Raw genomic sequence first — 25311 nt, 5'->3', positions numbered from 1 at the left:
CCCCGACGTGAGGACCCCCGGATGCCCCGACCACGCATCGTGCTGGCCCTGACCGCCCTCGCCGCCCCCCTCCTGTACGGCGGGCCCGCCCACGCCACGGCCGACCAGCCGTTGACCTCGGCGATCTTCCGCGCCACGCACAACAGCTACTCCGGCGACATAGCCGGCGCCAGGGGCTCGATCCCCGCCCAGCTCGACCGCGGCGTACGCTTCGTCGAACTCGACATCCACGACAACGGCTACACCACCTCCCGCGACTACGCCGTCGGCCACGACTCCCCCGGCGGCGAGGTGGACCACCAGGCGGGCAACCCCGGCTCGAACAACCTGCGCGACTGGCTCGAAGTGATCGACGACTGGTCCGCGCGGCACCCGGAGGCCGCCCCGATCGTCGTCGGCCTGGACATCAAGGACGACCTCACCGACAACACCTCCTACGGCGCGGGCAACCTGGCCGCGCTCAACGACGAGCTCACCTCCGTCTTCGGCCCGCGGCTGCTGCAGGCCAGGGACTACCCGGCGCAGCCGCCGACCGTCGACGCCCTGCGCGGCCGGGTGCTCCCGGTGCTGTCCGGCGACGGCAGGACCAGGACCCTGTACAAGCGCGACGTCGGCCACAACCCGGCCGTGGCGATCAACGGCCGCGGGCAGGTCGTCGAGGTGCACGACTCGGGTTCGGGCGACCTGTGGTACTGGTCCGGCGTGTACGGCGCCGACGGCCGCGTCACCTGGCTGCGCCACGGCCGCTACGACAGCGGCGTGACCCCCGCCGTCGCCCTGAACGACAACGGAGACCTGGTCGAGGTCCACCAGTCGCAGAGCGCGACCACGCTGTGGTACCGCGTCGGCCGTCTGGCCGCCGACGGCGAGATCACCTGGTCGGCCTCGCGCCGCTACGACAACGGCGTCCTGCCGACGGTCCGGTTCACCGACCCGGCGGGCACCCGGCTGCGCGAGATCCACCGCAGCCAGAGCAACGACCAGAACTGGACGTGGAACGGCGTGCTCGACGGGGCCGCCAGGTCGGTGACCTGGAGCGGCAACGCCAGGACCGCCGACGCCCGCTACGACAAGACCACCTCGGCCAGCGGCACCGCCCGCGTCCGCGTCTGGACCGGCGCCGACGGCCCCACCCCGGCCCAGACCCTGCGGATCGACACCGACCGGCACACCGGCGCGCGCATCCGCTTCCAGCAGACCGCCTTCACCGAGTTCCAGCAGGGCAACAGCGCGGAACTGCAGCAGGACGCGCTGTTCTACGCCGCGCCCGCGAGCGCCTCCGGGTTCATCACCGCCTCCCGCCAGGCGGGACGGCTGGTACGCGGCTGGGGCTTTAACTCGACCGGCAACGCGACCACGCCCCTGGCCAGCTACCCGGCGACCGACCATCCCGGCGCCGCCTGGTACGAGGACCTCCTGACCAGGTCCGGCGCCGTGCGCTAGGTGATCAGTTCTCCCCTCCGGTGGCGTAACAGGTGGTTGCGCCGCCGGGGTGATCTCGGCGCTCTCCCGCCAGACGTACATCCGTAGCCCGTATCCCGAGCAGCGGTTCGGCCACGACGCCCGCGCCCCGGCGTGCTGTTCGGCGGGCGCCTGGGCGTCTGCCGCTTCCTCGACACGCACGCGGCCGTCGGCGCGGCGCTGAAGATGGCCGACAACCGGATCGCCCCCTGTTCTCCCGGTGATCGTCCGTCCGTAGGATGGCGGGGTGCGCGCTCGAGAGCTTCCCATCGCCCTGCAGGGCCGCCCAGGCCCCGCCAACGCCATCACCGACGTCCCCGGCGTCCAGGTCGGCTACGTGACGCTGACCGAGGGCGCGGCCCATACCGGGGTCACCGCCATCCTGCCCAGAGGCCGCGAGGACGTCGGCGTGCCGTGCGCGGCGGGCGTCCACTCGCTCAACGGCAACGGCGAGATGACCGGCGTGACGTGGATCGAGGAGAGCGGCGCGCTGACGCTGCCCGTCACGATCACCAACACCCACGCCGTCGGCACCGTCCACCGCGGCGTCATCGACTGGGTCGTCGCCACCCACCCCGCGCTCGGCGCCGAATGGCTGCTGCCGGTGGTCGCCGAGACCTGGGACGGCTACCTCAACGACATCAACGGCCCCCACGTCCGCCCCGAGCACGCCGGCCAGGCCATCGACGCGGCGGCCGGCGGCCCGATCGCCGAGGGCAACGTCGGCGGCGGCACCGGCATGAACTGCTATGGCTTCAAGGGCGGCTCCGGCACCGCCTCCCGCCTGGTCGAGCACGCCGCCGACACCTACACGGTGGGCGCGTTCGTCCAGGCCAACTTCGGCAGGCGCGGCGAGCTGACCGTGGCAGGGGTACGCGTCGGCCCCGAACTGCTCGACGACAACCCCATGGAGGAGCACGCGCGGGCACGGGCGGGCGCCGGATCGGTGATCGTCGTGGTGGCCACGGACGCGCCGCTGCTGCCCGGCCAGTGCAAGGCGCTGGCGCGCCGGGTCCCGATGGGCCTGGCCAGGACCGGCACCACCGGCAGCCACTTCTCCGGCGACATTTTCCTGGCCTTCTCCACGGCCAACGAGGGGGCGCTGACCAGCGGGTTCGCGGCGGGAGACGCGTACGAGACGCTGCGGTTCGTGCCGTGGGGCCGCATGGACCCCTTCTACACGGCCGTGGTCGAGGCGGTGGAGGAGGCGGTGCTCAACGCGCTGACCGGTGCGCGGGAGAGCATCGGCCGCGACGGCCACCGCTCCCCCGCCCTCCCGCTCGACCGCCTCACCGAACTGCTCAACCGCTGAAGCCGCCGCCGGGAGCGGTCAGAACGTGGCGGGCACCGGGCGCGGCACGCGCGGCATGCCCCACATCCGGTTCTCCTCGCGCAGGGTGCGCAGCCGCTCCACCTCGGCGCTCCACTCGGCCCCGGCGGGCGTGGCCTTGGCCTTACGGCGGGCGATGCGGTCGTCGTAGGCCTTGACGCCGAAGGTGGCCCGCTGGCCCGCCTCCGCGCCGCGCAGCGCCTCGGTCAGGGCCTTGTCGAAGACCCGGCCCGCGGCCAGCAGCTCGATGTCGTCGGCGTCGGCGGCGCGCAGCTCCCGCACGGTCAGCTCGGCCTCGCGGGCCTTGGCCAGCAGGTCGGGGAAGGTCTTGGAGATCTCGATGTCCGCGTGGTAGCGCACCTCGGCCTCGCGGCTCACCCGGGGACGGAAAAACGCCATCGACTCTGCCTTTCTCAACGCTGCGTATCAGGCGTAGCGTACGCCGTCGCGGGACACCGGCCGTAATCGGACCCGCCCGGGCGCCTTTACATAGTAGATTTCTTACATGCCCGCGAAGCGACCGCCCGTGCCCCTGTCCCGCGAGCGCATCATCGACGCCGCGCTCCACATCGCCGACAGCCAGGGCCTGCGCCGGCTGACCATGCGCCGCCTGGGCGACGCGCTGGAGGTGGAGGCCATGGCCATCTACCACCACCTGCCCCGCGGCAAGGACGCGCTGATGGACGCCCTGGCCGAGCACGTCACCGCCGTCCAGGTCGAGGCGGGCCCGAGCTGGCAGGAGACGGCCAGGGCGTGGTGCAGGGCGGGGCGCGAGGCGCTGCGCGACCACCCCGGCGTGCTCGCGCTGGCCCTGACCAGGCCGCCCAAGGGCGCCACGACCCTGTCGATCAAGGAGCAGACCGACCAGCTCGCCGACGCCGGCCTGCCCGCCGCCGCCGAGGCCGTGCGCACCATGCGGGCCTTCGTCTTCGGCAGCGTCGCGGTCGAGGTGCAGCAGTCCGGCTGGGCCGATCCGGAGGTCGACACCTGGACCCGGCGCGACGAGCGGGCCGACGCCGACTTCGAGCGCGGGCTCGACGCGCTCATCAAAGGACTGCAAATTTAGTCGGCGTGTCACGCTTGGACCGTTATCCTGCATAAGACACGCTGTGTCGTAGGTCACAGACTCACCCGGGGCACCCTCCACTAACCGCCCGAACGGGCTATGTCGGATGGTGTGACCCACGTCGCACACTTGCTAGAACCGAACAAGCCCGAGCCGCTCCCCGTCCGCTCAGTGCGCCAGGGGAGCCATCCACGAGATATCGGAGGCACGCCGATGTGCCCGCACGACCCGGTCTGCCCGTCTGCCGAGGCGCCCGACCGCGAGGCAGCGCGAACCCTCGCCTGTCACCCCGAGCAGGGGTGGAGCCTTCTCTGCAACGGCGTCGTCCTGTTCGAGGACACCGGGGAGCTCCTGCCCGGCGGCATCGTCATCGCACCGCACCGCCCCGCCGTGGGCGCCGCCTAACCTAGGCGTAACGTACGATCCAGCGGGCGACGATCTCGCCCACCCTCTCGGGGTCCTTCTTCAGATCATGTCCCTCCCCCGGCAGGACGACCAGCTCAGCGGCGTCTGCCGGGTCCGGCACCCCGAAGGGGTCCCGGTCCCCGTTGATCACGAGCACGTCGACGCCCGCCGCGCGCAGCTCCTCCGCCCTGGAACGTTCCGGCCGGCCCGGCGGATGCAGCGGAAACGCCAGCGCCACCACCGCCGCGGCGCCCACCCGCCGCGCCGTACGGCAGGCCACCCGGGCCCCGTTGCTCCGCCCGCCCTGCACCAGCGGCAGCCCGGGAAAACGCGCGACCAGCTCCGCCAGCACGACCTCCCACGCCTCGTCCTGGCGTTCCGGCGAGCCCGGCGCCCTGGCCCCCGCCAGCCGGAACGGCTGCGTCACCCTGGCCACGCTGACGCCCGCTTCCAGCGCCTGCCCGCGCACCGCCAGCAGGTCGGGCGCGTCCACCGTGCCCGCCGAGCCGTGCGTCAGCACCAGCAGCAGCTTCGGCCGCCTGACCTCGTCGAGGTCGACCCGCGCCGGGCCGCGCGCAGTGGTGATCTCCATGCCGCCAACCGTACTCGGGGAGGAGGCGGGACCTGGCTCTCAGGTCGGATGACGGCGTGCCGCCGGGAGGAGACAATCACCGTATGGCAGACATGCGTCCTCTCCGCGACGAGCTGCAGGCGACTCTCGACGCCCGGCGCGATCTCGGTCCCGAATACGAGCAGGCGCTGGTGGAATCGTTCGTGGAGCGGCTGGACGCCACGATCGCCGCCCGGGTGCGCGCCGAACTCGACGCCCACGGCGCCCGGCCCGGCAAACAGCACAAGTCGAACACCTCGACGATGGTCCCTATCGCGCTCGGCTCGCTCGGCCTCAGCATCCCGCTGACGGCCATCGCCGGCTCCGCGGCCGGTCCCGCCGGGCTCGGCATGGTCTGGCTCATGATCATCGTGGTGAACATCGTGGCGGCCGTCGCGGTGATGCGCGGCCGCTGACCCGCCCGGCCAACGACGCCGGCGCCGCGGGCGGGACGGTCCTGCCATGCGCACGAGGGCTCTGCCGCAGGCGGGGCGCTCAGCCGTCGCGGCCGAGGCGCAGCCGTACCTCCTCGGCCAGTGCCGGGTCGGCGTGGTTGAGGCCGTAGCTCCAGACGCGGTCGGCGTCCTCGGCCCGGCCGCGCAGCGGCAGCGTGCGCGCCAGCAGCTCGATGGCCAGCGCGCTGGTGCCCGGCTCGTCGCCGTCCTCCACCGCCCCGGCGAACTCCGCGCACGCCAGCTCCAGGTGGGCGATCCCGAGCTGCACCCGCAGCCTGGCCACCTCCGCGGCGGGCGCGTCGTGCAGCGCCGCCATGAGCACGTCCGCCGCCTCTCCCGGCTCACCCTGGAGCAGCAGCAGGTCGCCGAGCTGCTGCGCGGCCCGCGCGCCCAGGTGCGGGTCGCCCGCGCCGAGCGCCGCGCGCAGCTCCTCCTCCGCCGTCTCCAGGTCGTCCTGCTGTACGGCCAGCCTGGCCAGCCCCAGCCGCGCCAGCGCCACGTACTCCGGCGCGCCCATGCCGAGCACCGCCTGCCAGGCGCCCCTGGCCTGCTCGGGCCGGTTCTCGCGTTCGAAGCCCTGGGCCAGGTGGCAGGCGGCCTGCGCGCCGTACTCGGGATGGCCGGTCGACAGCGCCACCCGGGCGGCGGCCCGCGCGCCCTCGGCGTCGCCCCGCTGCTCCAGCACGACCGCCAGCCCCACCGCGGCCTGCGCCCGGTCGGGCCCCGCGGGGTCGGCGGCCAGCTCGGACAGGATCGCCGCCGCCGCGTCGAGATCACCGCCCTCGGCCAGCCTCCTGGCGTGTTCCAGCGGGGACGCGTCGACGTCTGGGGGTGTCAAGGAGGCTCCTTCTGAACGTTGATCGCCCCGAGCCTAACGACTCGGAGCGATCACGTCTCGCAACTCGGCCTGTCCTCATCTATCCCTGATGGACACGCTCTTGTTGCCTGCCCCATGACAAACGTCCAGCGCCGCCGATGACATACGCCACTGGTGGCCGGCACCCCCGATGATCACGCTGAACGCCATGAGAACCGCAGCCACGCCGGGTGGGACCAGCGCCGTGGCCATCAGGTGCCGCGACAGCCTCGACCGGTGCCGGGCGACCCGGAGGCCACCCGGATCGGCGCCACGGGCTCCGGTCCGATCCTGGTGATCGGCGGCAAGGCCGACCCGGCCACGCCGGCGCGTGAGGGGCCCGGCCGGTGCGGGGCGTCAGCAGCCCCGGGCGCCGAACGCCAGGAACTGCGTGACCTCCCCCTGGTCGAAGTTGTCGTCGCTGCCGATCACCACGGTGCACTCGCCGGTGGCCAGGCGCGGGCCGAAGGCCAGGCTCTCCAGGTTCTGGACGGGCGCCCTGACGTTCTCCAGGTCCATGACCAGGCGCTTGGAGACGGGCCGGTAGGGGCGGCCGTTCGCCAGGCTGTCGCGGTTCCGGACGTCGGTGGCGCGGCGCAGGTCGATCTCGTAGAGCTTGACCTTGTAGTCCACGCCCTCGATCCAGGAGCGCTCCAGGGCCAGGTAGCGGTGGTCGTCCAGGGCGAGGATCTCCGACACGCCGCTGTCGGCGGCGCCATCGGGCGGGACGGGGGCGGCGGGCAGCGGGTCGACCGGGTAGACGTACTGCCCGCGCAGCCGGCCGTCGCGGCCCCACACGGTGATCCTGGCCGGGGCGCCGGACTCGGCCGTGGGCGGCTCGCCGTCCTCGTGGCGGGCGCCCTCCACGATCGCGGCGATCGTGCGCGGGGCGAACGTCAGCCCCTCGAACCCGGCGTTGCGCCGCGGCCCGCTCGTGGTCGTGGTGAGCCTCAGGTTGCGGGGCAGCGGCAGCGCGCCCAGGTGCCGGCCGTCGCGACCGGCCCAGCGCACGGCCATGTCGGAGACCGGGATGCCGGGGTCGCGCTCGTCCGGCCGGTCGCCCTCGTCGCCCCACAGCAGGCGGCGGGTCCACCGGTCGAAGCGGATGGTCTCCGGGTCGGCCGAGCCGGGCTTGCCGTACCCGGGATAGGGGGTGCCGTCCGGGCTCAGCAGCGTGGTGGCGCCGGTCAGCCGCACCCCGGTGAACGCGCCGGTGCGCCGGTCGATGTCGAGGGCGCCGGTGTAGAAGCGGGCGGGGTTGTAGCGCCAGCGGTCGTCGGAGATGAAGTACCAGGTGCCGGTGCGCGGGTCGCGGTCGATGCCGGACAGTCCGCCGACGACCGTGCCCTCGAACTCCATCCGGTGCGGGAGGCGCTGCTCGCCGAGAAAACGGGTGATTCTGAGCCCCTGCTCCGGGGCGGCGGCGCTCGACGGCGGGGCCACGACGAGGTGCGCGCCGGCCGCCAGCGCCAGCGCCAGGGCGGCCTTCACCGATCTTCCCAGAAGGATCATTCACAGCTCCACGGCTTGGAATCGGGCCCGTCAGGGGCCTGGGCAAGCACATGAGAGCGTGGATCAAGAGGAAAGTCATGAGGACATGCCGGGACCGCGCCAGCCTTTACCGACGGCTCCCGGCCCTGGAACGCCGAAGGCCCCGGGAAGGCACAAAGCGCTTCCCGGGGCCTTCAGTCGAGGTCAGTCCTCGTACGCCTCCAGCGGCGGGCAGGCGCAGACGAGGTTGCGGTCCCCGTAGGCCTGGTCGATGCGGCGCACCGGCACCCAGTACTTGCCGTCGCGCAGCGAGCTGACCGGGTAGGCGGCCTCGGCCCTGGTGTAGGGGTGGGCCCAGGTGTCGGAGGTGACGGCCTCGGCGGTGTGCGGGGCGTTGCGCAGCGGGTTGTCGGCCTTGTCGTACGCGCCGGAGGCCACCTTGGCGATCTCGCCCCGGATGGCGGCCATGGCGTCGGCGAAGCGGTCAAGCTCGGCCAGGTCCTCGCTCTCCGTCGGCTCGATCATCAGCGTGCCGGCCACCGGGAAGGACATCGTGGGCGCGTGGAAGCCGTAGTCGATGAGGCGCTTGGCCACGTCGTCGACGGTGACGCCGGTCTCCTTGGTGATCTGGCGCAGGTCGATGATGCACTCGTGGGCGACCAGGCCGCCGCGGCCGGTGTAGAGGACCGGGTAGTGCGGCGCCAGGCGGCGGGCCAGGTAGTTGGCCGACAGGATGGCCTGCTCGGTGGCCGCCTTGAGGCCCTCGCCGCCCATCATCCTGATGTAGGCCCAGGAGATGGGCAGGATGCCGGCCGAGCCGTACGGGGCGGCGGAGACCGGACCGACCGGCGAGCCGGGACGCAGCGCGTGACCGGGCAGGTAGGCGGCCAGGTGCGCGCGGACGGCCACGGGGCCCACGCCGGGGCCGCCGCCGCCGTGCGGGATGCAGAAGGTCTTGTGCAGGTTGAGGTGGGAGACGTCGGCGCCGAACTCGCCGGGCTTGGCCAGGCCGACGAGCGCGTTGAGGTTGGCGCCGTCGACGTAGACCTGGCCGCCGGCCTCGTGGACCTTGGCGCAGATCTCGGTGATGGTCTCCTCGTACACGCCGTGGGTGGACGGGTAGGTGACCATGATCGCGGCCAGCGCGTCGCGGTGCTTGGCGATCTTGGCGTCGAGGTCGGGCAGGTCGATGTTGCCCTCGTCGTCGCAGGCGACCACGACGACGCGCATGCCCGCCATGACGGCGCTGGCGGCGTTGGTGCCGTGGGCGGAGGACGGGATGAGGCAGACCTCGCGGCCGGCCTCGCCGTTGGCCTGGTGGTAGGCGCGGATGGCCAGCAGGCCGGCGAACTCGCCCTGGGAGCCGGCGTTGGGCTGGATGGAGACGGCGTCGTAGCCGGTCACCTCGGCCAGCCAGGACTCCAGCGTGCCGATCAGCTCCAGGTAGCCCTCGGTCTGCTCGGCGGGGGCGTAGGGGTGGACGCCGGCGAACTCGGGCCAGGTGATCGGCTCCATCTCGGTGGTCGCGTTGAGCTTCATCGTGCACGAGCCCAGCGGGATCATCGAGCGGTCGAGGGCGATGTCCTTGTCCTGCAGCCTGCGCAGGTAGCGCAGCATGGCCGTCTCGGAGCGGTGGCTGTGGAAGACCGGGTGGGACAGGTAGTCGTCCTCGCGGGCGAGGGCGGCGGGCAGCGCGTCCTCGCCGGCCAGGTCGCTCAGCTCCACGGAGACGCCGAAGGCGGCGGCGACCCGCTCCAGGTGGGCCAGTTCGGTCTTCTCGTCGCAGGAGACCGAGACGTGGTCGGCGTCGGCCTGCCAGAGGTTGACGCCCCGGGCGGCGGCCTCGGCGACCACCTGCGCGGCCCTGCCGGGCACGCGGGCGGTCACGGTGTCGAAGAACTCGCCGTGGACGACCTCGACCCGGCCCGCGCGCAGCACCTCGGCCAGCGTCACGGCGTGGGCGTGGGCGCGCCGGGCGATGCGCCGCAGCCCCTCGGGCCCGTGGTAGACGGCGTACATGCCGGCGATGACGGCCAGCAGCACCTGCGCGGTGCAGATGTTGGAGGTGGCCTTCTCGCGGCGGATGTGCTGCTCGCGGGTCTGCAGGGCCAGCCGGTAGGCGGCGTCGCCGTCGGCGTCGACCGAGACCCCGACCAGGCGGCCGGGCATCTGCCGCTGCAGCCCCTCCCGCACCGACATGTACGCGGCGTGCGGCCCGCCGAACCCGAACGGCACGCCGAAGCGCTGGGAGGAGCCGATCGCGATGTCGGCCCCGAGCGAGCCCGGCGCGGCGATGAGCGTGAGGGCCAGCAGGTCGGCGGCGGCGACCACGAGGGCGCCGGCGGCGTGCGCGCGCTCGGCCACGGCGCGGAAGTCGCGAACCCGGCCCGAGGCGCCCGGGTACTGCACCAGCACGCCGAAGCACTCGGGCAGTTCGCCGTCGAGCGGGGACTCCACCAGCTCGATGCCGAGCGGCTCGGCGCGGGTGGCCAGCACGGCCTTGGTCTGCGGGAGGGCGTCGGCGTCGACGACGAACACGTTGCTCTTGGACTTGCCGGCCCGGCGGGCCAGGGTCATCGCCTCGGCGGCGGCCGTACCCTCGTCGAGGAGGGAGGCGCCGGCGACGTCGAGGCCCGTGAGGTCGGAGACCACCGTCTGGAAGTTGAGCAGCGCCTCGAGGCGGCCCTGGGAGATCTCGGGCTGGTAGGGCGTGTAGGCGGTGTACCAGCCGGGGTTCTCCAGCAGGTTGCGGCGGATCACCGCGGGCGTGATCGTGTCGTGGTAGCCCAGGCCGATCATCGAGGTGAGCACCCGGTTGCGGCCGGCCAGCTCGCGCAGCTCGGCGATGACCTCGCTCTCGCTCGCCGCGGCGGGCAGCCGGAGCCGGTCCTTGGCCCTGATGGCCTCGGGGACCGCCACCGCGACCAGGTCGGCGACCGACTCGAAGCCGACGGTCTCCAGCATCCGCTGCTGCTCGTCGGCCGAGGGCCCGATGTGGCGGGTGGAGAACGGAGGTGCTGTCAGGTCGGTCATGAGGGTGCCCTCCCGAGGCGATGGAGACCGGCGCCGGGGCGCGGTGGCCGGGTCTCCCCCTCTGTCATGGGACCTGAGAGCTTCACCCCGCGGGCGGGGCTTGCACCGTCGGTGAGGCGCGCCTGGCCGGCGTGCCTGCTTTCCAGAGTTGCCTCACCCGAGCGGTACCGGTTGCCTGAGAGATTCCGGGGAGGGTTGCTCCTTCGGCGCCCCGGCCTGGGTGGGCCGGAGACTCTCCCGCACGGGGTCGTCAGCCTTCGGGACCTAGATTACTACGCCGGACCGCGTCGGTCGCTCCGGCGCACCCGCTCATCCGATCTTGCGTGCGCGCCGCCGCTGGGCCAGCTCGTCGGCGGGGTGGTCGGCCGGGTCGTCACCGGCCGCTGCTCTTTCCCCCGGCAGCTCCGCGAGCGACCCCTCGACCTCACGCCAGACCCTGCCCAGCGCGATCCCGAACACACCCTGCCCGCCCTGCAGCAGGTCGATGACCTCGTCGGCGGAGGTGCACTCGTAGACGCTGACGCCGTCGCTCATGAGCGTGATCTGCGCGAGGTCGGCGACGCCTCGGTCCCGCAGATGCTGTACGGCGGTGCGGATCTGCTGGAGCGAGACACCGGTGTCGAGCAGTCGCTTGACGACCTTGAGCACCAGGATGTCGCGGAAGCTGTACAGGCGCTGCGAACCGGAGCCCTGGGCGGCCCTTATCGTGGGCTCGACCAGGCCGGTTCTGGCCCAGTAGTCAAGCTGCCGATAGGTGATGCCGGCCGCCGAGCAGGCCGTGGGGCCCCGGTAGCCGATGTCACCAGGGAGCGCCGTCGGGGCGTCGTCGAAGAGCAGGCCCTGCTCTCCGGCACGCTGCCGCGCACTCTCGCGCCGCACCGGATCTTCCTGGCCGGCCGTCTTTCCCTCGCCGCTGCTGACCGCCACGCGGACCTCCGGCTTTCTCTCATCCCGCGGCCTGATCTGGGGGTTCGCAACGCGCGACCACGGGTTTCACTTGCACCGTAGGACCGTGACCAAGCGCAGTCAACGATCCGGCTCGGCGCGTCGTGAAGCGTAAATGCACTGAAATACCTACCCCGCCCTGCCGAAGTCCTCGGGCGTGATCGTGTCAAGGAACTCCCTGAACTTCTCCACCTCGTCCTCCTGGTCGTCGGGGATGATCACACCGGCTTCCTGCACGACCTCCTCGCTGGCGAAGATGCGGGCGCCGGTGCGCAGGGCGAGCGCGATGGAGTCGGACGGCCTGGCGCTCACCTCGACGCCGTTGGAGAAGACCAGATCGGCGAAGAAGATGCCGTCACGCAGCGCGACGATGTTGACCGCGCGCAGGCCGACGCCGAGCGCGCTGAGCACGTCGCGGAACAGATCATGGGTCAGGGGCCGCGGCGGCGGCTCCTCGGCCTGGGCGAGCGCGATGGCGGTCGCCTCGGTCATCCCAATCCAGATCGGCAGGAACCGCTCTCCGTGTGCCTCCTTGAGCAAGACGATCGGCTGATTTGTGGGCATTTCAACGCGAACGCCCACTACCTCCATCTGCAACACGGCTGCTCCGTATCCGACACCTGACCGCTCTTATGCAATTCAACGTAACACCCGGCGGACACCTGAGGGCGCGCCGGTGGCCTCTTCATCGGCCCAGGACGCTCCGCACACCCGTGCGCAGCAGGGCCGCGTGCAGGTCGAGCAGAAGTGCCGAAAGCTCCCTGGCCACCTCGTCGGCCTCCCCGATCGCGCCGGGTCTGCGGCGCTTGAGTATCGGGGCGACGGTCTGCTCCACCAGCCCGGCCTCACGCTCGGCCGCGGCCTTCACCGCCCGCAGGTGGCGGGCGTGCAGGCCGTACCCGGCCAGGGCGCCGACGCTGCGGGCCACCTGGAGCGCGTCCTCGTCGTAGCGGCGCGCGACGGGAGCCAGCAGGCCGTAGTCCTCCAGCTCGGTGAGCGTCTCCTCGCTCAGCCCCGCCGCCTCCAGGAGCTCGGCGCGGCTCAGCCGCACCTCGGAAGTCTCCTGTACGGCATGCGGCCGGCCGAACGACTCGGCCATCTTATCCTTGATCACGCGCAGCGGGAGATAGTGGTCACGCTGCTCGCGCAGGATGAACCGCAGTTGCTCCACGTGCAGATGCGTGAACTTGCGATAGCCGGACGGGCTGCGCTCGGGCTCGATGAGCCCCTCCCCCTCCAGAAAACGGATCTTGGAGATCGTCACGTCGGGGAACTCGGCGCGCAGCAGGCCGAGCACCTCCCCGATGCTCATGTGCGAGCGGGCCGCCTGAGAGGTCATCCCGCGGCGGCGGTCCGCATCAGGAAGACCAGCCGGAACTTGCCGATCTGCACCTCGTCGCCGGAGTGCAGCGGCACCTCCTCGATGCGCTCGCGGTTGACGTAGGTGCCGTTGAGGCTGCCCACGTCGCGCACGGAGAACTGGCCGCCCGGGTGGCGGTAGAACTCCACGTGCCGGCGCGAGACCGTGATGTCGTCGAGGAAGATGTCGCTCTCGGGATGGCGGCCGGTCGTGGTGAGGTCCTTGTCGAGCCGGAAGCGGCTGCCGACGTTGGGACCCCTGGTGACCGTGAGCAGCGCGGTGCCCGGAGGTAGCTGTTCCACCAGGGCCCGCTCGGCGAGCATGAACTCACCGGTCTCCGCCTCGTACGCCTCGATTCCCGCGACCGAGATGGTCGATGTGGTGTCCCCGGCGACCTCGGGTCTGGTCAGCGGTGACCCACAGCGGGAGCAGAAACGGGCATCCTCGGGGTTGGCGTGCCCGCACTGCGTGCAGTAGACGCTCGGCATCGATCGGCTCGGCCTCCTACCGCGAAGTCGCGGCGACGGTGCTCGGGGCGCGCCTCGCTTCGCTCTTCAAGTTTGCGAATGCCGCAACTTACGCTGATCAGCGACGAAGGTCAAGACGGACGCCTGACGACAGGTTTGGACGGTGACAAAGTTACCGCCGAGTCTGCCTCAAGGTCCATGCCGCCGCGCTGCCTTTCTGTCACGTTCCTCTCGCCTGATGGACGATCCGGCTGGTCATGATCCCATATGCCCGCCTGGTGATCCACTCGACAATCCGGCGTGTCCCCGTCCGAACGCCCTTCCCACCCCACCCCCACGCCCCACCCGCCCCCCGCAACCCCCAAGCCCCACCCAACGCACGGACACCACCCGCCCACCGCAACCCTCAAGCCCCATCCGACCCACCAGTCCAAACCCAACCCAGGCGCTCCACCCGCCGCGTACAAGCCCCGCGCGACACGCTCCTGCGACCCGCGCGGCCCGCTACGGGCCGCGAGGCCCGCGTGAGCGAGGCCCGCGTGAGGGGACGATGGGACGGGCCGCCGCGATTGCTTGTCGGGCGCAGGCATGCGTGAGCGGGCGTGTGCGACTGGCCGGGGTGTCAATGTCCCCGGAGGGTTGTGTGGGCGGGCTGGGGTCAGGCGCCGGAGGCCTGTTCGACGATTCTGGCCCAGCGTTCCAGGAGGGCCTGGGCGGCGTCGGCGTCGGCGGCCTCGGCCCAGACGTCCGTGACGGGTTCGGTGGCGGCCGGGAGGATGAGGGCCCAGCTGCCGTCCTCTGCGGCCAGCCGTACGCCGTCGGTGGTGTCCACGCGCAGGCCCTCGCCCACCGACTCCGCGGCTTCGATGACCGAGCGCATCACGGCGCCCTTGGCGGCCCACGGAGTGGGGACGCTGCGCTTGAGCAGGCGAGCCTCGGGGATGCGGGCGTCGATCTGGCTGAGGGACAGGCGGGTGCGCGCCACCAGCCCGAGCAGGCGCATGAAGGCGGCGAGACCGTCCACGGCCGGGCTGAACTCCGGGACTATGAAGCCGCCTCGGCCGTCGCCGGCGAAGATCAGGTCGTCGGCCGCGGCGGCGGAGGTGAGCGCGTCGGTGGCGGTGGAGGTCCACTCGACCTGGACGCCGTGGAAGCGGCAGACCTGCTCGGCGACTCTGGTGGTGGTTACGGGGAGGGCCACCCGGCCGCCTCTGCGTTCGGCGGCCACGAGGTCGAGCACGACGAGCAGGGCGCGTTCCTCGCCGATGAGCTGGCCCATCTCGTCCACGAGGGCGATGCGCTCGCCCATGGGGTCGAAGCGCACGCCGAAGGCGGCCCTGGCGGAGCTGACCAGTTCGGCCAGGCGCTGGAGGTCGCGGCGGCGCTCGGCGAGGGTTTCCGTGGGCGAGGTCTCGTCCAGGCGGGCGTTGACGGTGAGGACCTCCACGCCTACCCGGCCCAGCAGCGTCGGCAGGACCAGGGTGGAGGTGCCGCCGGCGCAGTCGACGACGACCTTCATGTCGCGTACGCCGGTCATGTCCACGCAGGCCAGCAGTTCGCGGGAGTAGTCCTCCACGGCCCTTGCCGGGTAACGGAGTTCGGCGATCTCGCCGGGGAAGGCGCGGCGGAATTCCTGGCGGGAGAAGACGCGCTCCAGCTTGCGCTGGGCGGCCGGGGGCAGGTCGGCGCCGCGCTGGTCCATGAAGACGATGTCGAGGCTCTGCGGGTCGCCCGCGGTGGTGCGCAGGGCGATGCCGCCCGCGGCGGCCTCGCGTGAGGTGTGGAAGCGCGCCACGGGCAGCGGGGCGGCCTCCAGATCCAGGACGTTGATGGCGCTGGCGGTCAGGGCGCCGATGACGGCCCGCTTCAGCGCCCTGGCGGCCAGGGAGGAGTCGCGGGCGGTGACGACCCTTTCGCCCTTCTTGAGGGTCGTGGCGTAGGCGCTGGCCAGCCGTACGCACAGCTCGGGGGTGATCTCGACGTTGACCAGGCCGCTGACGCCGCGGGGGCCGAACAGGCTGCGCTGGCCGCGCGACTCCCAGATGACGCTGGTGTTGACGACCGCTCCGGCCTCGATGGTCTTGAAGGGGTAGACGCGTACGCCGCTGGAGACGTAGGCCTCGGCCTCGATGACGCAGTCGTCGCCGATGACGGCGTTCTCCTCGACGCGGGCGCCGGTCATGAGGTCGGTGCCCTTGCCGATCACGCAGCCGCGCAGGTGGGCGCCGGGGCCGAGGTAGACGTTGTCGTGCAGGACCGCGCGGTGCAGGAAGGCGCCCTCGCGGACCAGGGCGTTGTTGCCGACGACGGTGAACTCGCGCAGTTCGGCGCCGGCCTCGATCTTGGCGTACTCGCCGATGAGCAGGGGGCCCTTCAGGATCGCGTCGGGGTCCACGGTGGCCGACTCGGCGACCCAGACGCCCGGGGAGCGTTCGAAGCCGCCGATGTCGAGCTGGACGCGGCCCGACAGGGCGTCGGCCTGGGCCTTGAGGTAGCTCTCGTGGGTGCCGACGTCCTCCCAGTAGCCCGCGGCGACGTAGCCGAAGAGCGGGGCACCGCGTTTGAGCAGGCGGGGGAAGACGTCGGCCGACCAGTCGACCACCTCGCCGTCGGCGACCTCGTCGAGGACCTCGGGCTCCATGACGTACACGCCGGTGTTGACGGTGTCGGAGAAGACCTGGCCCCAGGTGGGCTTTTCGAGAAAGCGCTGGATGCGGCCGTGCTCGTCGACGATGATGATCCCGAACTCGAGCGGGTTGGGCACACGTTTCAAGCCGATGGTGACAAGCGCCGCATTCTCACGATGAAAACGGATCATGTCGGATAAATCGATATCCGTGAGGGCGTCGCCGGAGATGACCAGGAAGCGGTCGTCCCTGAGCTTGCCGGCGGCGTTCTTGACGCTTCCCGCGGTGCCGAGCGGGAGGTCCTCGGTGGCGTAGTTGAGGCTCATGCCGAGCTCGTCGCCGTCGCCGAAGTAGTTGCGCACGAGCGCGGCGAGAAACTGCACGGTCACGACGGTCTCGGTGAGACCGTGCCGTCTGAGCAGCCGGAGCACGTGTTCCATGATCGGGCGGTTGGCCACCGGCAGGAGGGGTTTGGGCTGGTTGGCGGTCATCGGTCGCAGCCGAGTGCCCTCCCCGCCCGCCATTACGACCGCCTTCACCCGATCACTCCTTCTTGTCGGCTTTTACGAGCTGGCGCACCTGTACCACATACAACAGCCCTGCCCACCAGTACAGGCCCGTTCCCCAGATGGCGAAGGCCCAGCCGGTAATCCGGGCAATTTCCGCATACCACCCAGTGTGGGAGGCGAGGAAGAGGAGCGGGAAGGCGTACATGAGGTTGAACATGGCGGCTTTGCCCAGAAAATGCACCTGTAGTGCCCGGTAGCCATGTTTGCGGAGGACGGGAGCGAAACTCGCGACGAAGAGTTCCCGACCGATGATGAGCACCACCAGCCACCACGGGATGACCTCGCGCAGCAGCAGGCCGAGGATCGTGGCGAACACGTAGAGCTTGTCGGCGGCGGGGTCGATGATCCGGCCGAGGCGGCTGGTCTGGTTGAAGGCGCGGGCGATCTTGCCGTCGAGCCAGTCGGTGAACCCGGCCACCATCAGCAGCGCGATGGCCCAGCCGTCCGCCTTGGGCCCCAGAACCAGCCAGAGGAACACGGGGACGCCCAGCAGGCGCAGGAAGCTCAGCAGGTTCGGAACTGTCCAGATCCGGTCCTCGGCGGAAGTTTCGCTCACGCTGCGACCCTACTGCGTCGGGTTGTCCTCCCACGCGATCACATGCGCGGCTTCCTCACCCCAGCCCACCTGCGCCCCCGCCGCGCCTGCCCGTCTTCGCTCTCACCCTGGCCTCGGGGTGGCGATCCCGGGGGTACGAGCGCAGCGTCCCGGGAGGTGGGTGTCCCGGGGCGGCCTGTGGCAGGACGGCGGCGGGGTGTGCGCAGGCGTGCAGCGGCCAAGTGCAGGCGGGTACCTGGTCGGTGCCCAGGCACCTAGGCGCCAGGGCACGTGGTGGTGGAGGACCTCCAAGGGTGCTGAGGTGGAGGCGCGACGGTTGAGCGGTATCGGGGCTGCGGGTCTTGGGGCGGGTCTGGGGGCTGGTGTGTCTGGAGGTGGCTGGAGTGGGGGTCTAAAGATGGCTGGGGGGCAGCGGGGGCGTACCCGAGGGTCAGGGGCGGGCTGACTTGAGGAAGGCGCGGATCAGCGCGGAGTCCTTCACGCCGCGCGCCACCTCCACCCCGCTCGACACGTCCACCCCCCACGGCGCCGCGGCGGCCACCGCCTCGCCCACGTTGTCCGGCGTCAGCCCGCCCGCCAGCAACCAGCGCCCCGTCGGCCGCCCGCGTACGGCGGACCAGTCCCACGGCTCGCCTGCCCCCGCCCGGGGCGCGTCGACCAGCAGCAGGTCCTCGTCGTAGGCCCCGCACCGCAGGTCGGCGTCGGCGGCCACGGCGCGTACCAGGGTCAGGCCCAGGTCCTTCAGCGCCGTGAAGTCGGAGTGCGGGTGGTGGCCGTGGAGCTGGATGGCGCGGACCCCGGCGGCGAGCGCGGCGGCCCTGACCGTGTCGGGGTCCTCGCCCTTGAAGACCCCGACGGTCAGCACGTGCGGCGGCACGAGGGCGGCGAGCGCGGCGGCGCGCCCGGGGGTGACGCGGCGCGGGCTGTGGGTGAGCACGAACCCGATGGCGTCGGCGCCGGCCTCGACGGCGGTCCGCACGTGCTCTTCTTCGCTCAGGCCGCAGATCTTGACGTACACCCCTCCAGGCTACGTGAGAAGAGCCTCATGAACGCCTCATGAACGGGTAATCGCCCGCCTGAACGATCGTGGTCGTGACAAGAACGATCTCCGCCGTACTCCTCAGCGTCCTCGCCGTGACCGCCGTCGTGATCTTCACGCCGGGTCTGGGCACGCCGGGGAAGATCACGCTGGCGGTGTTCGGGGTGGCGACCGTTCTGTGGGTGATCGCCAAGGTGGACGACACGCTCGTCGCGCTCGGGGCCGGTCTGGTCCTGGTGGTGTCGGGGGTGCTGCCCGCCGACGACTTCTTCGGGGCGCTCGGTGAGCCCACAGTGTGGCTGCTCATCTGCGCCTTCGTGATCGCCGCCGGGGTGTCGGCCTCGGGGCTGGCCGCGCGGGCGACCGCCTGGCTGGTCTCGCGGGCCTCGACCGTGCGGCGGCTGGTGCATCTGACGACGGCGGCGCTGATGCTCAGCGCGTTCGCGGTCCCGGCCACGTCGGGGCGGGCGGCGCTGGCGGTGCCGGTGTTCCTGGCGCTGGCCAAGGTGCTGGAGGGACGGCGCCGGGTCATCGTGGCGCTGGCGCTGGTCTTCCCGGCGGTGATTCTGCTGTCGGCCGTCGCCTCGCTGATCGGGGCGGGCGCGCATCTGATCACGGTCGAGATGTTGTTCCAGGCCACGGGCGAGCGGATCGGGTTCGCGCACTGGCTGCTGCTTGGGCTGCCGCTGGCGGTCGTCTCCTCGCACCTGGCCGCCGAGATCGTGCTGCTCATGATCACGCGGCGGGCCGACCGGCGCGAGCCGGTCAGCGTGTCGGCCGAGGCGGTCGGCGAGGCCACCGGCGTGCGCGTGACCGGGCCGCTGGACGGGCCGCAGCGCCGTTCGGCCGTGCTGTTGTGCGTGGTCGTGGCGCTGTGGTGCGCCGAGCCGCTGCACGGCGTCTCGCCCGCGGTGGTCGCGTTCGTCGGCGCGGTGCTCACCGCCACGCCCAAGGCCGGGACGATCACCATGAACAAGGCGCTGGCCACCGTGCCCTGGGCGATGTTGATGTTCATGGCCGCCACCATGGCCATGGGCGTGGCCATGACCAGGTCGGGCGCGGCCGAATGGCTGGCCGGCGGGTTGTTCGGGGTGCGGGTGCCGGCCTGGCAGTTCCTGGCCGCGGTGGTCGGCGTGAGCACGCTGGCGCACCTGCTGCTGCAGTCGCGCTCGGCGCGCTCCAGCGTGCTGGTGCCGCTCGTCATCACCGCCGCCGCGGGTCTCGGGGTCTCCCCCTCCGCGGCCGCGTTCGCCTCGACGGCCGCCGCCGGGTTCTGTCACACCCTCCCCGCCTCGGCCAAGCCCGTGGCGCTCTTCCACCGCATCGAGGAGGTCCCCACGTACGGCTCCCGCCACCTGCTGGCCCTGTCGGCGGTGCTCGCGCCGCTGACCGCCGGGCTCGTTCTGCTTTTCGCACTCATGGTGTGGCCGCTTCTCGGCCTGCCCTACTGAAGGATGATCATGCGTATTCTCATCGCCCCGAGTGGTTTCAAGGAGTCCCTGAGCGCCGGGATGGTCGCCGAGGCGATCGCCCGCGGGGTGCGCCGGGTCCTGCCGCTGGCCAGGACCGAGACCCTGCCCCTGGTGGACGGAGGCGAGGGCTCGGCCGCCGCGCTGGCCGAGGCGCTGGGCGGGCGGCTGGTGCCGTACCGGACGAGTGGGCCGTTGGGCGCGCCGGTGGACTCGCACCTCGCGCTGCTGCCGGGCGGGAGCGCGGTGGTGGAGATGGCGGCGACGGCGGGGCTGCGGCTGGTGCCGCGCGAGCTGCGCGATCCCGGGCTGACCACGACGTACGGGGTGGGCGAGCTGATCGCCGCCGCGCTCGGTCACGGGGTGCGGCGGGTGCTGGTCGGGTGCGGCGATTCGGGCACCTCCGACGGCGGGGCGGGCGCCCTGACAGCGTTGGGGGCACGGCTGCTGGACGCGGACGGGCGGGAGCTGCCCGCGGGCGGCGCGGCGCTGACCGGGCTGGACCGGATCGACGTCGCCGGGCTGGACCCCCGGCTCGCGGGCGTGGAACTGCTGGTGGCGTGCAACCCGTGCAACGTGCTGTGCGGCCCGCGCGGCGTGGCGCGGGTGTTCGGGCCGCAGAAGGGCGCCACGCCCGAGCGGGTCGAGGAGCTGTCGGCGGCGATGGAGCGCTGGGCCGCGGTGCTGGAGCGCGACCTGGGCGCCGCCGGGCTGCGCACCGCGCCGGGCAGCGGCGCCTCGGGCGGGCTGGGCGCGGGCCTGGCGGCGGTCGGCGGGCGGCTGCTGCCCCGGTTCGAGGTGCTGCTCGACCACGTGGACCTCGACGCGAAGATCGCCGCAGCCGACCTGGTGATCACCGCCGAGGGGGCGATCGACGCGCAGACGCCATCGGGGAAGATCCCGGCCGAGGTGGCGCGCCGCGCCAAGAGGTACGGCAAGCCCGTCCTGGCCCTGGCCGGCACCATCGGCGCCGGGGCCGGCCAGGTGCACGAGGCGGGCATCGACGCCTACGAGAGCATCGTGCCGGGACCCATGCCGATGGCCGAGGCGATCGACGGCGGCGAGGAGTTCCTGGTGGCGGCGGCCGAGCGGGCGCTGCGCATGATCATGGTGGGTGCCCGCCTCCAGCGCGCGGGCGGCTCGCCCGAGATCCTGGGGACGCCGCGTCCCGGCATCGCGGGCAACGGGCAGGCCCCGCCGCCGCCCGTGGGCCGCCCCGCCGTACCGCCCACGGTGGGTGAGGCGTCGCGCGGGATCGCGAGGATCCCCGTCATGCCCCCGCTGGGCGAGCTGATCAGGGGGCGCGTCGCGTGACGGGGCGGAAGTCGGCGTCCACGAGCCCCATGCGGTGGGCGACGACCGCCGCCTGGATGCGGTTGCGCAGCCCGAGCTTCTCCATCACCGCGCCCACGTGGGTCTTGACCGTGGTCACGCCGACGTGCAGGTACTCGGCGATCTCGTTGTTGGACAGCCCGGAGCCGAGCAGGGTCAGCACGTCGAGCTCGCGCCCGGTCAGGTGCGCCGCGGGCGTGTTCTCGGCGCGCACGTCCTCGGCGGCCAGCGCCCGCTCCACGACCCGGCGCAACACGGACGGCGCGAGCAGCGGCTCGCCGACCGCGGCCCTGCGCACGGCGTCGACCATGCGCTCCGGCTCGTCGTCCTTGACCAGGAATCCGAGCGCCCCGGCGCGCAGCGCGGCGTAGACGTTGGCGTCCTCGGCGAAGGTGGTCAGCACGACGATCCTGGCCGACGGAGCCGTGGCAAGGATGCGCCGGGCGGCCTGGAGGCCGTCGACGCGGGGCATGCGCAGGTCCATGAGGATGACGTCGGGTGCGACCTGGTCGGCCAGGCGCACGGCCTCGGCGCCGTCCTCGGCCTCGCCGACCACCTCCATGCCGCCCGCCGCCTGCAGCAGCATGCGTACGCCCGCCCGTACCAGCGCCTGGTCGTCGGCGACCAGCACGCGGATCACGCGGCGCCTCCTCGGGCGCCGGGCAGGGTGGCGCTGAGCAGCCAGCCGCCGTGGCCGTCGGGACCGGCGCTCAGGGCGCCGCCGAGGGCGCGCACCCGCTCGCGCATCCCGGCCAGTCCCTGTCCGGAGGAGGGCAGGCGTTCGTGGGCGGTTGCGGGCGGGCCGTTGCGCACCTCGACCGACAGGCCGCCCGTGGTGCGCGCCGGGGTGACGCTGACGCTCACCTCGGTGCCGGGTCCGGCGTGTTTGAGCACGTTCGTCAGCCCTTCCTGGACGATGCGGGCGGCGGAGGCGCGGGTGACCAGCGGCGCCTGCTCCGCGGCGGGGTCGACGTCGAGCGCGACCACGAGCCCGGCGGCGCTCATCCGCTCGGCCGACTCCCTGACCACGTCCCCGGGGTCGGCGAGCAGGTCGGGCGGGTTGCCGGGGTCGCGCAGCAGGTGAAGCAGGCCGCGCAGGTCCTCCAGCGCCTGGTGGCCGGTGTCTCGGATGTCGGCCAGCGCGTCGGCGAGCGGGCCCTCGGGCGCGGCGTAGCGGGCGGCGCCGGCCCTCAGCACCATGGCGCCCACGTGGTGGGCGACGATGTCGTGGACCTCGCGGGCGATGCGCTCGCGTTCGGCGAGCTGGTCGGCGCGTACCTGGGAGACGGCCAGGCGGGCCGACTCGCGGGCGCGCAGCGCCTCCGCGGCGCGCGCGGCCTGCTTCGCGCCGAGGTAGCGGCCGATCGCCACCGGCGTGACGACCAGCGCCATCAGCACGACCACGCGGAACGGCGTGGTCTCGACGCCGGGCTCGACCACGGCGATCGAGCCCAGCAGGCACGCGGCGAGGTAGACCGCGCCGGTCCACAGCCACGAGGCCACCCGCATGGCGAACACGCCGATCGACAGCAGCACCAGCAGCATGCAGGTGTTGACCACCTGGGGCAGGTAGGTGTCGGCGGCCAGCAGCAGCATCGCCTGCAGCAGGAAGACCAGGCCGGGCAGCCGCCGCGCCACGCCGAGCGAGAGCCCGCCGCCCACCGCGAGCAGCCCGGTGACCCAGATCGGCTGGGCGGCGGCGTGCCAGCTCGTCCACGTGCTGAGCACCGCGTAGGCGACGCCGCCCGCCGCGAGCAGCAGGTCGGGCGCGATGGCTCGCTCCTCCAGCCGTACGGCGGGCCGGCGCAGATAGGCGCCGAGCAGCGCCGGGCCCAGTGCGATCCCCACCGAGTACATCCACGCGGAGGAGGTGAACGCCACGCCCGGGTCGGCGATGTTGAACGCGCTGGCCAGCGCCCCCGCCACCACGGCCACCACCAGCCAGGACCAGCGGGTCCGGTACGCGGCGGCGCCGATGGCCGCGCACAGCAGCACCTGGGCGGTGTTGGAGGTGAAGGACCCGATCTGGTCGGTGTAGACGAGGAATCCGGCGAGATAGAGGACGACGGCCACCGGCCGGCGGCGCACGAACCCCATGGGCGCCCCCGCCAGCACCGCGAACAGCAGCACCGACAGCGCGGGCCGCGCCTCCCACGCCGGAGCCTTGCCCGAGATGAGCAGGTCCAGGCCGATGCCGGAGGCGGCCAGGAGGAGATCGAGCGGCACTCCCCGCCATCGCCAACGCATGGACAAACGCTATCCCCGCGACCCCGCTGCCCGCTCCTCCCCGCGGAGGAGCGGGCCTCCTCCAAGTGGCCGGAACTCTGTCCCTTCGACCGAGGGGTGAGCGACGATGAATGCCGTAAGTTTCCTCCCATGTCTAACGACACCGCTCTCTTTCTGGGCCAGTTCCTGCGCTCGCCCGCCAGCATCGGCGCGCTCGCACCCAGTTCCAGGCGGCTGGCCGAGGCGGTCTCGGCCCCGATCCCGGAACGCGGAGAACCGGTCGTGGTCGAACTCGGCCCCGGCACCGGTCCCTTCACGGCCGAGATCCAGCGCCGGTTGTGCGGGCGCGGGCACCACATGGCCGTCGAGCTCAACGACTCGATGGCCGGGCTGCTCGCCCAGCGCTACCCGCTGGTGGACGTCGTGCGCGACGACGCGGCCCGGCTGCCGGAACTGCTGGCCGAGCGACGCCTGACCCGTGCGGACGTCGTCGTCAGCGGTCTGCCCTGGGCCGCCTTCCCCGAGAGCCTGCAGCGGCAGTTGCTGGGAGCGGTGTGCACGGCGCTCGGCGCCGGTGGGGCGTTCACCACGTTCTCCTACATCCACGCCATCCCGCTGAGCGCCGCCCGCCGCTTCCGCGGCCTGCTGGCCGAGCGGTTCGAAGAGGTCGTGCCGGGACGCACGGTCTGGCGCAACGCGCCGCCCGCGTTCGTCTTCCACGCGCGCCGTCCCCGCCCCTGAACCCCGCGCCGCCCGCGCGGATCGGCGGTGATCCGCGCGGCGGCCGTCCGGCCTCGACCCTGACCAGAACTTACTTCTACGATGGGCCGATGGATTTCACGCTTCCGGAGAGCGCGCTGGCCGTCCAGCGCGGCGTCGGCGACATCTGCGCCCGATACGACATGGACTACTGGCAGCGCTGCGAGGCCGAGAAGCGGTGGCCCGAGGAGGTCTGGCAGGAGCTGGCCAAGGGCGGGTGGCTGGGGCTGGCCGTACCCGAGGAGCACGGGGGCGGCGGTCAGGGGCTGCTGGAGCTCGCGGTCGCGACCGAGACGCTGTCGGCGTCGGGCTCGGCGGGCGGCTCGGCTTTCACGTACGTGCTGACGCCCGGCTTCGGCGCGCTGACCCTGGCCAGGCACGGCTCGGCGGAGCAGAAGGCCGCGCTGCTGCCCAAGATGGCCACCGGCGAGATCGAGACGTGCTTCGCGCTGACCGAGCCGGACGCCGGGTCGAACTCCCTGGCCATCACCACCTCGGCGCGGCGTGACGGCGACGAGTTCGTGGTGAGGGGCCAGAAGATCTGGATCACCGGCGTGCAGCGGGCGACCTGGATGCTGCTGGTGACGCGGACGATCCCGGCGGCCGAGGCCAAGCCACGCACCAACGGGCTGACCGTCCTGCTGGTGAACGTGCCGGAGGCGGTGGCCGCCGGGCAGCTCAGCTACCGGCCGATCCCCAAGATGGGCGCGAACACGACGCCGTCGAACATGGTGTTCCTGGACGACCTGCGGGTGCCGGCGAGCAGCGTCGTGGGCGAGGTGGACCAGGGCGCGCTGGTGCTGTGGGACATCCTCAACCCCGAGCGCGTCCTGCTGGCCGCCTCTGCGCTGGGCGGGGCCGAGGTGGCGCTGCGGGTCGGGGTCGAGTACGCCAAGCAGCGCGAGGTGTTCGGCAGGGCGATCGGCGCCAACCAGGCGATCTCGTTCCCGCTGGCCCGGGTCAAGGCGAAGATCGAGCTGGCCCGGCTGATGCTGTACAAGGCGGCGTGGTCGTTCGACCGGGGGCTGCCGTGCGGCACCGAGGCCAACATCGCCAAGCTGACCGCCTCCCAGGCCGCGTGGGAGGCGGCCGACGCGGCCTTCCAGACGCACGGCGGCATGGCGTACTCGCTGGAGTACCCCGTGGCCCGCCTGCTCACCGACGCCAGGATCGGCAAGGTGGCGCCGGTGACGGAGGAGCTGCTGCTCAACTACCTGGCCACCCAGGTCCTCGGCCTGCCGCGCAGCTTCTGAGC

The 25311-nt window shown here is 72.5% G+C and carries 23 protein-coding genes and 1 riboswitch; of the genes, 9 read left to right on the top strand and 14 right to left on the bottom strand.

All coding sequences use genetic code 11. The annotated features are described in order from the left end of the window. Window positions 1–21: 21 nt before the first annotated feature. Both ACIBEJ_RS04325 and ACIBEJ_RS04320 read left to right on the top strand, forming a co-directional pair. Window positions 22–1443 carry a hypothetical protein gene (locus ACIBEJ_RS04325; RefSeq protein ID WP_397181148.1) on the top strand — a complete coding sequence of 474 codons (1422 nt, stop codon included), beginning with the start codon at window positions 22–24 and terminating at the stop codon, window positions 1441–1443. A gap of 265 nt (window positions 1444–1708) precedes the next feature. After that, a complete protein-coding gene (locus ACIBEJ_RS04320; protein ID WP_397181147.1) occupies window positions 1709–2773 on the top strand; it encodes a P1 family peptidase in 1065 nt (354 codons plus the stop codon). Window positions 2774–2791: 18 nt separating this feature from the next. Here the strand turns inward: ACIBEJ_RS04320 and ACIBEJ_RS04315 are convergent, their stop codons facing one another. Then, window positions 2792–3190 carry a hypothetical protein gene (locus ACIBEJ_RS04315; RefSeq protein ID WP_397181146.1) on the bottom strand — a complete coding sequence of 133 codons (399 nt, stop codon included), beginning with the start codon at window positions 3188–3190 and terminating at the stop codon, window positions 2792–2794. 106 nt (window positions 3191–3296) lie between these two features. On the opposite strand from ACIBEJ_RS04315, the gene ACIBEJ_RS04310 reads away from it, so the two are divergent. Continuing rightward, a complete protein-coding gene (locus ACIBEJ_RS04310) occupies window positions 3297–3857 on the top strand; it encodes a TetR/AcrR family transcriptional regulator C-terminal domain-containing protein (RefSeq protein ID WP_397181145.1) in 561 nt (186 codons plus the stop codon). A gap of 213 nt (window positions 3858–4070) precedes the next feature. After that, the gene (locus tag ACIBEJ_RS04305; RefSeq protein ID WP_184963175.1) at window positions 4071–4262 is read left to right on the top strand and encodes a DUF5999 family protein; all 192 of its coding nucleotides are present in this window, start codon (window positions 4071–4073) and stop codon (window positions 4260–4262) included. Between the two features lies 1 nt (window position 4263). On the opposite strand, the gene ACIBEJ_RS04300 is transcribed toward ACIBEJ_RS04305, so the two are convergent. Continuing rightward, window positions 4264–4854, bottom strand: coding sequence for an alpha/beta family hydrolase (locus ACIBEJ_RS04300; RefSeq protein WP_397181144.1), 591 nt, complete (start codon window positions 4852–4854; stop codon window positions 4264–4266). A gap of 83 nt (window positions 4855–4937) precedes the next feature. Between ACIBEJ_RS04300 and ACIBEJ_RS04295 the strand changes: the two genes are divergently transcribed. Continuing rightward, complete coding sequence (locus ACIBEJ_RS04295; protein ID WP_397181143.1) at window positions 4938–5288, top strand: hypothetical protein; 351 nt, start codon at window positions 4938–4940, stop codon at window positions 5286–5288. 79 nt (window positions 5289–5367) lie between these two features. On the opposite strand, the gene ACIBEJ_RS04290 is transcribed toward ACIBEJ_RS04295, so the two are convergent. The 10 genes from ACIBEJ_RS04290 to ACIBEJ_RS04245 all read right to left on the bottom strand — a co-directional run bounded on the left by ACIBEJ_RS04290 (window position 5368) and on the right by ACIBEJ_RS04245 (window position 18249). Then, window positions 5368–6165, bottom strand: a complete 798-nt coding sequence (locus ACIBEJ_RS04290) for a tetratricopeptide repeat protein (protein ID WP_397181142.1) — start codon at window positions 6163–6165, stop codon at window positions 5368–5370. Window positions 6166–6540: 375 nt separating this feature from the next. After that, entirely contained in the window at window positions 6541–7695 is a 1155-nt protein-coding gene (locus ACIBEJ_RS04285; RefSeq protein ID WP_397181141.1) for an esterase-like activity of phytase family protein, read from the bottom strand. A 183-nt stretch (window positions 7696–7878) separates the two neighbouring features. Next, a complete protein-coding gene (gene gcvP, locus ACIBEJ_RS04280) occupies window positions 7879–10707 on the bottom strand; it encodes an aminomethyl-transferring glycine dehydrogenase (RefSeq protein ID WP_397181140.1) in 2829 nt (942 codons plus the stop codon). 152 nt (window positions 10708–10859) lie between these two features. Beyond that, a riboswitch (glycine riboswitch) is annotated at window positions 10860–10957 on the bottom strand. Between the two features lie 59 nt (window positions 10958–11016). Beyond that, window positions 11017–11634, bottom strand: coding sequence for a MerR family transcriptional regulator (locus tag ACIBEJ_RS04275; RefSeq protein WP_397181139.1), 618 nt, complete (start codon window positions 11632–11634; stop codon window positions 11017–11019). Window positions 11635–11781: 147 nt separating this feature from the next. Then, on the bottom strand, window positions 11782–12252 hold the full coding sequence (locus ACIBEJ_RS04270) for a bifunctional nuclease family protein (RefSeq protein ID WP_090771501.1): 471 nt from the start codon (window positions 12250–12252) through the stop codon (window positions 11782–11784). A gap of 85 nt (window positions 12253–12337) precedes the next feature. Then, entirely contained in the window at window positions 12338–12964 is a 627-nt protein-coding gene (locus ACIBEJ_RS04265; protein ID WP_397181138.1) for a MerR family transcriptional regulator, read from the bottom strand. 23 nt (window positions 12965–12987) lie between these two features. Further along, window positions 12988–13500: an FHA domain-containing protein gene (locus ACIBEJ_RS04260; protein ID WP_397181137.1), complete on the bottom strand. Its 513-nt coding sequence runs from the start codon at window positions 13498–13500 to the stop codon at window positions 12988–12990. 637 nt (window positions 13501–14137) lie between these two features. Then, window positions 14138–16645: a sugar phosphate nucleotidyltransferase gene (locus ACIBEJ_RS04255; protein ID WP_397181136.1), complete on the bottom strand. Its 2508-nt coding sequence runs from the start codon at window positions 16643–16645 to the stop codon at window positions 14138–14140. A 4-nt stretch (window positions 16646–16649) separates the two neighbouring features. Beyond that, the gene (locus tag ACIBEJ_RS04250) at window positions 16650–17231 is read right to left on the bottom strand and encodes a CDP-alcohol phosphatidyltransferase family protein (RefSeq protein WP_397181135.1); all 582 of its coding nucleotides are present in this window, start codon (window positions 17229–17231) and stop codon (window positions 16650–16652) included. Between the two features lie 430 nt (window positions 17232–17661). Next, complete coding sequence (locus tag ACIBEJ_RS04245) at window positions 17662–18249, bottom strand: phosphoribosylanthranilate isomerase (protein ID WP_397181134.1); 588 nt, start codon at window positions 18247–18249, stop codon at window positions 17662–17664. Between the two features lie 74 nt (window positions 18250–18323). Here ACIBEJ_RS04245 and ACIBEJ_RS04240 point away from each other — a divergent pair, with 74 nt between their 5' ends. Then, the gene (locus tag ACIBEJ_RS04240) at window positions 18324–19721 is read left to right on the top strand and encodes an SLC13 family permease (protein ID WP_397181133.1); all 1398 of its coding nucleotides are present in this window, start codon (window positions 18324–18326) and stop codon (window positions 19719–19721) included. Window positions 19722–19730: 9 nt separating this feature from the next. Beyond that, on the top strand, window positions 19731–21053 hold the full coding sequence (locus ACIBEJ_RS04235) for a glycerate kinase (RefSeq protein WP_397181132.1): 1323 nt from the start codon (window positions 19731–19733) through the stop codon (window positions 21051–21053). Here the strand turns inward: ACIBEJ_RS04235 and ACIBEJ_RS04230 are convergent. Both ACIBEJ_RS04230 and ACIBEJ_RS04225 read right to left on the bottom strand, forming a co-directional pair. Further along, on the bottom strand, window positions 21034–21711 hold the full coding sequence (locus tag ACIBEJ_RS04230) for a response regulator (RefSeq protein ID WP_397181131.1): 678 nt from the start codon (window positions 21709–21711) through the stop codon (window positions 21034–21036). The genes ACIBEJ_RS04235 and ACIBEJ_RS04230 overlap by 20 nt on opposite strands. Further along, window positions 21708–23318, bottom strand: coding sequence for a sensor histidine kinase (locus tag ACIBEJ_RS04225; RefSeq protein ID WP_397181130.1), 1611 nt, complete (start codon window positions 23316–23318; stop codon window positions 21708–21710). The genes ACIBEJ_RS04230 and ACIBEJ_RS04225 overlap by 4 nt, the downstream gene beginning before the upstream one ends. Window positions 23319–23447: 129 nt before the next feature. Between ACIBEJ_RS04225 and ACIBEJ_RS04220 the strand changes: the two genes are divergently transcribed. Beyond that, on the top strand, window positions 23448–24038 hold the full coding sequence (locus ACIBEJ_RS04220) for a class I SAM-dependent methyltransferase (RefSeq protein WP_397181129.1): 591 nt from the start codon (window positions 23448–23450) through the stop codon (window positions 24036–24038). Window positions 24039–24127: 89 nt separating this feature from the next. Then, a complete protein-coding gene (locus ACIBEJ_RS04215; RefSeq protein ID WP_397181128.1) occupies window positions 24128–25309 on the top strand; it encodes an acyl-CoA dehydrogenase family protein in 1182 nt (393 codons plus the stop codon). The last annotated feature ends 2 nt before the right edge of the window (window positions 25310–25311 follow it).

The sequence above is a fragment of the Nonomuraea sp. NPDC050790 genome, from assembly GCF_044456745.1.
Lineage (GTDB): Bacteria > Actinomycetota > Actinomycetes > Streptosporangiales > Streptosporangiaceae > Nonomuraea.
This window is presented reverse-complemented; position numbering and strand designations above follow the sequence as displayed.

Excerpts from the sequence above, each read along its gene's own strand:
- ACIBEJ_RS04325 (WP_397181148.1), top strand. The coding sequence starts at position 22 with ATGCCCCGACCACGCATCGTGCTGGCCCTGACCGCCCTCGCCGCCCCC.
- ACIBEJ_RS04300 (WP_397181144.1), bottom strand. The coding sequence starts at position 4,854 with ATGGAGATCACCACTGCGCGCGGCCCGGCGCGGGTCGACCTCGACGAG.
- ACIBEJ_RS04260 (WP_397181137.1), bottom strand. The coding sequence starts at position 13,500 with ATGCCGAGCGTCTACTGCACGCAGTGCGGGCACGCCAACCCCGAGGAT.
- ACIBEJ_RS04265 (WP_397181138.1), bottom strand. The coding sequence starts at position 12,964 with ATGAGCATCGGGGAGGTGCTCGGCCTGCTGCGCGCCGAGTTCCCCGAC.
- ACIBEJ_RS04220 (WP_397181129.1), top strand. The coding sequence starts at position 23,448 with ATGTCTAACGACACCGCTCTCTTTCTGGGCCAGTTCCTGCGCTCGCCC.
- ACIBEJ_RS04315 (WP_397181146.1), bottom strand. The coding sequence starts at position 3,190 with ATGGCGTTTTTCCGTCCCCGGGTGAGCCGCGAGGCCGAGGTGCGCTAC.
- gcvP (WP_397181140.1), bottom strand. The coding sequence starts at position 10,707 with ATGACCGACCTGACAGCACCTCCGTTCTCCACCCGCCACATCGGGCCC.
- ACIBEJ_RS04310 (WP_397181145.1), top strand. The coding sequence starts at position 3,297 with ATGCCCGCGAAGCGACCGCCCGTGCCCCTGTCCCGCGAGCGCATCATC.
- ACIBEJ_RS04225 (WP_397181130.1), bottom strand. The coding sequence starts at position 23,318 with ATGCGTTGGCGATGGCGGGGAGTGCCGCTCGATCTCCTCCTGGCCGCC.
- ACIBEJ_RS04215 (WP_397181128.1), top strand. The coding sequence starts at position 24,128 with ATGGATTTCACGCTTCCGGAGAGCGCGCTGGCCGTCCAGCGCGGCGTC.
- ACIBEJ_RS04235 (WP_397181132.1), top strand. The coding sequence starts at position 19,731 with ATGCGTATTCTCATCGCCCCGAGTGGTTTCAAGGAGTCCCTGAGCGCC.
- ACIBEJ_RS04295 (WP_397181143.1), top strand. The coding sequence starts at position 4,938 with ATGGCAGACATGCGTCCTCTCCGCGACGAGCTGCAGGCGACTCTCGAC.
- ACIBEJ_RS04285 (WP_397181141.1), bottom strand. The coding sequence starts at position 7,695 with ATGATCCTTCTGGGAAGATCGGTGAAGGCCGCCCTGGCGCTGGCGCTG.
- ACIBEJ_RS04305 (WP_184963175.1), top strand. The coding sequence starts at position 4,071 with ATGTGCCCGCACGACCCGGTCTGCCCGTCTGCCGAGGCGCCCGACCGC.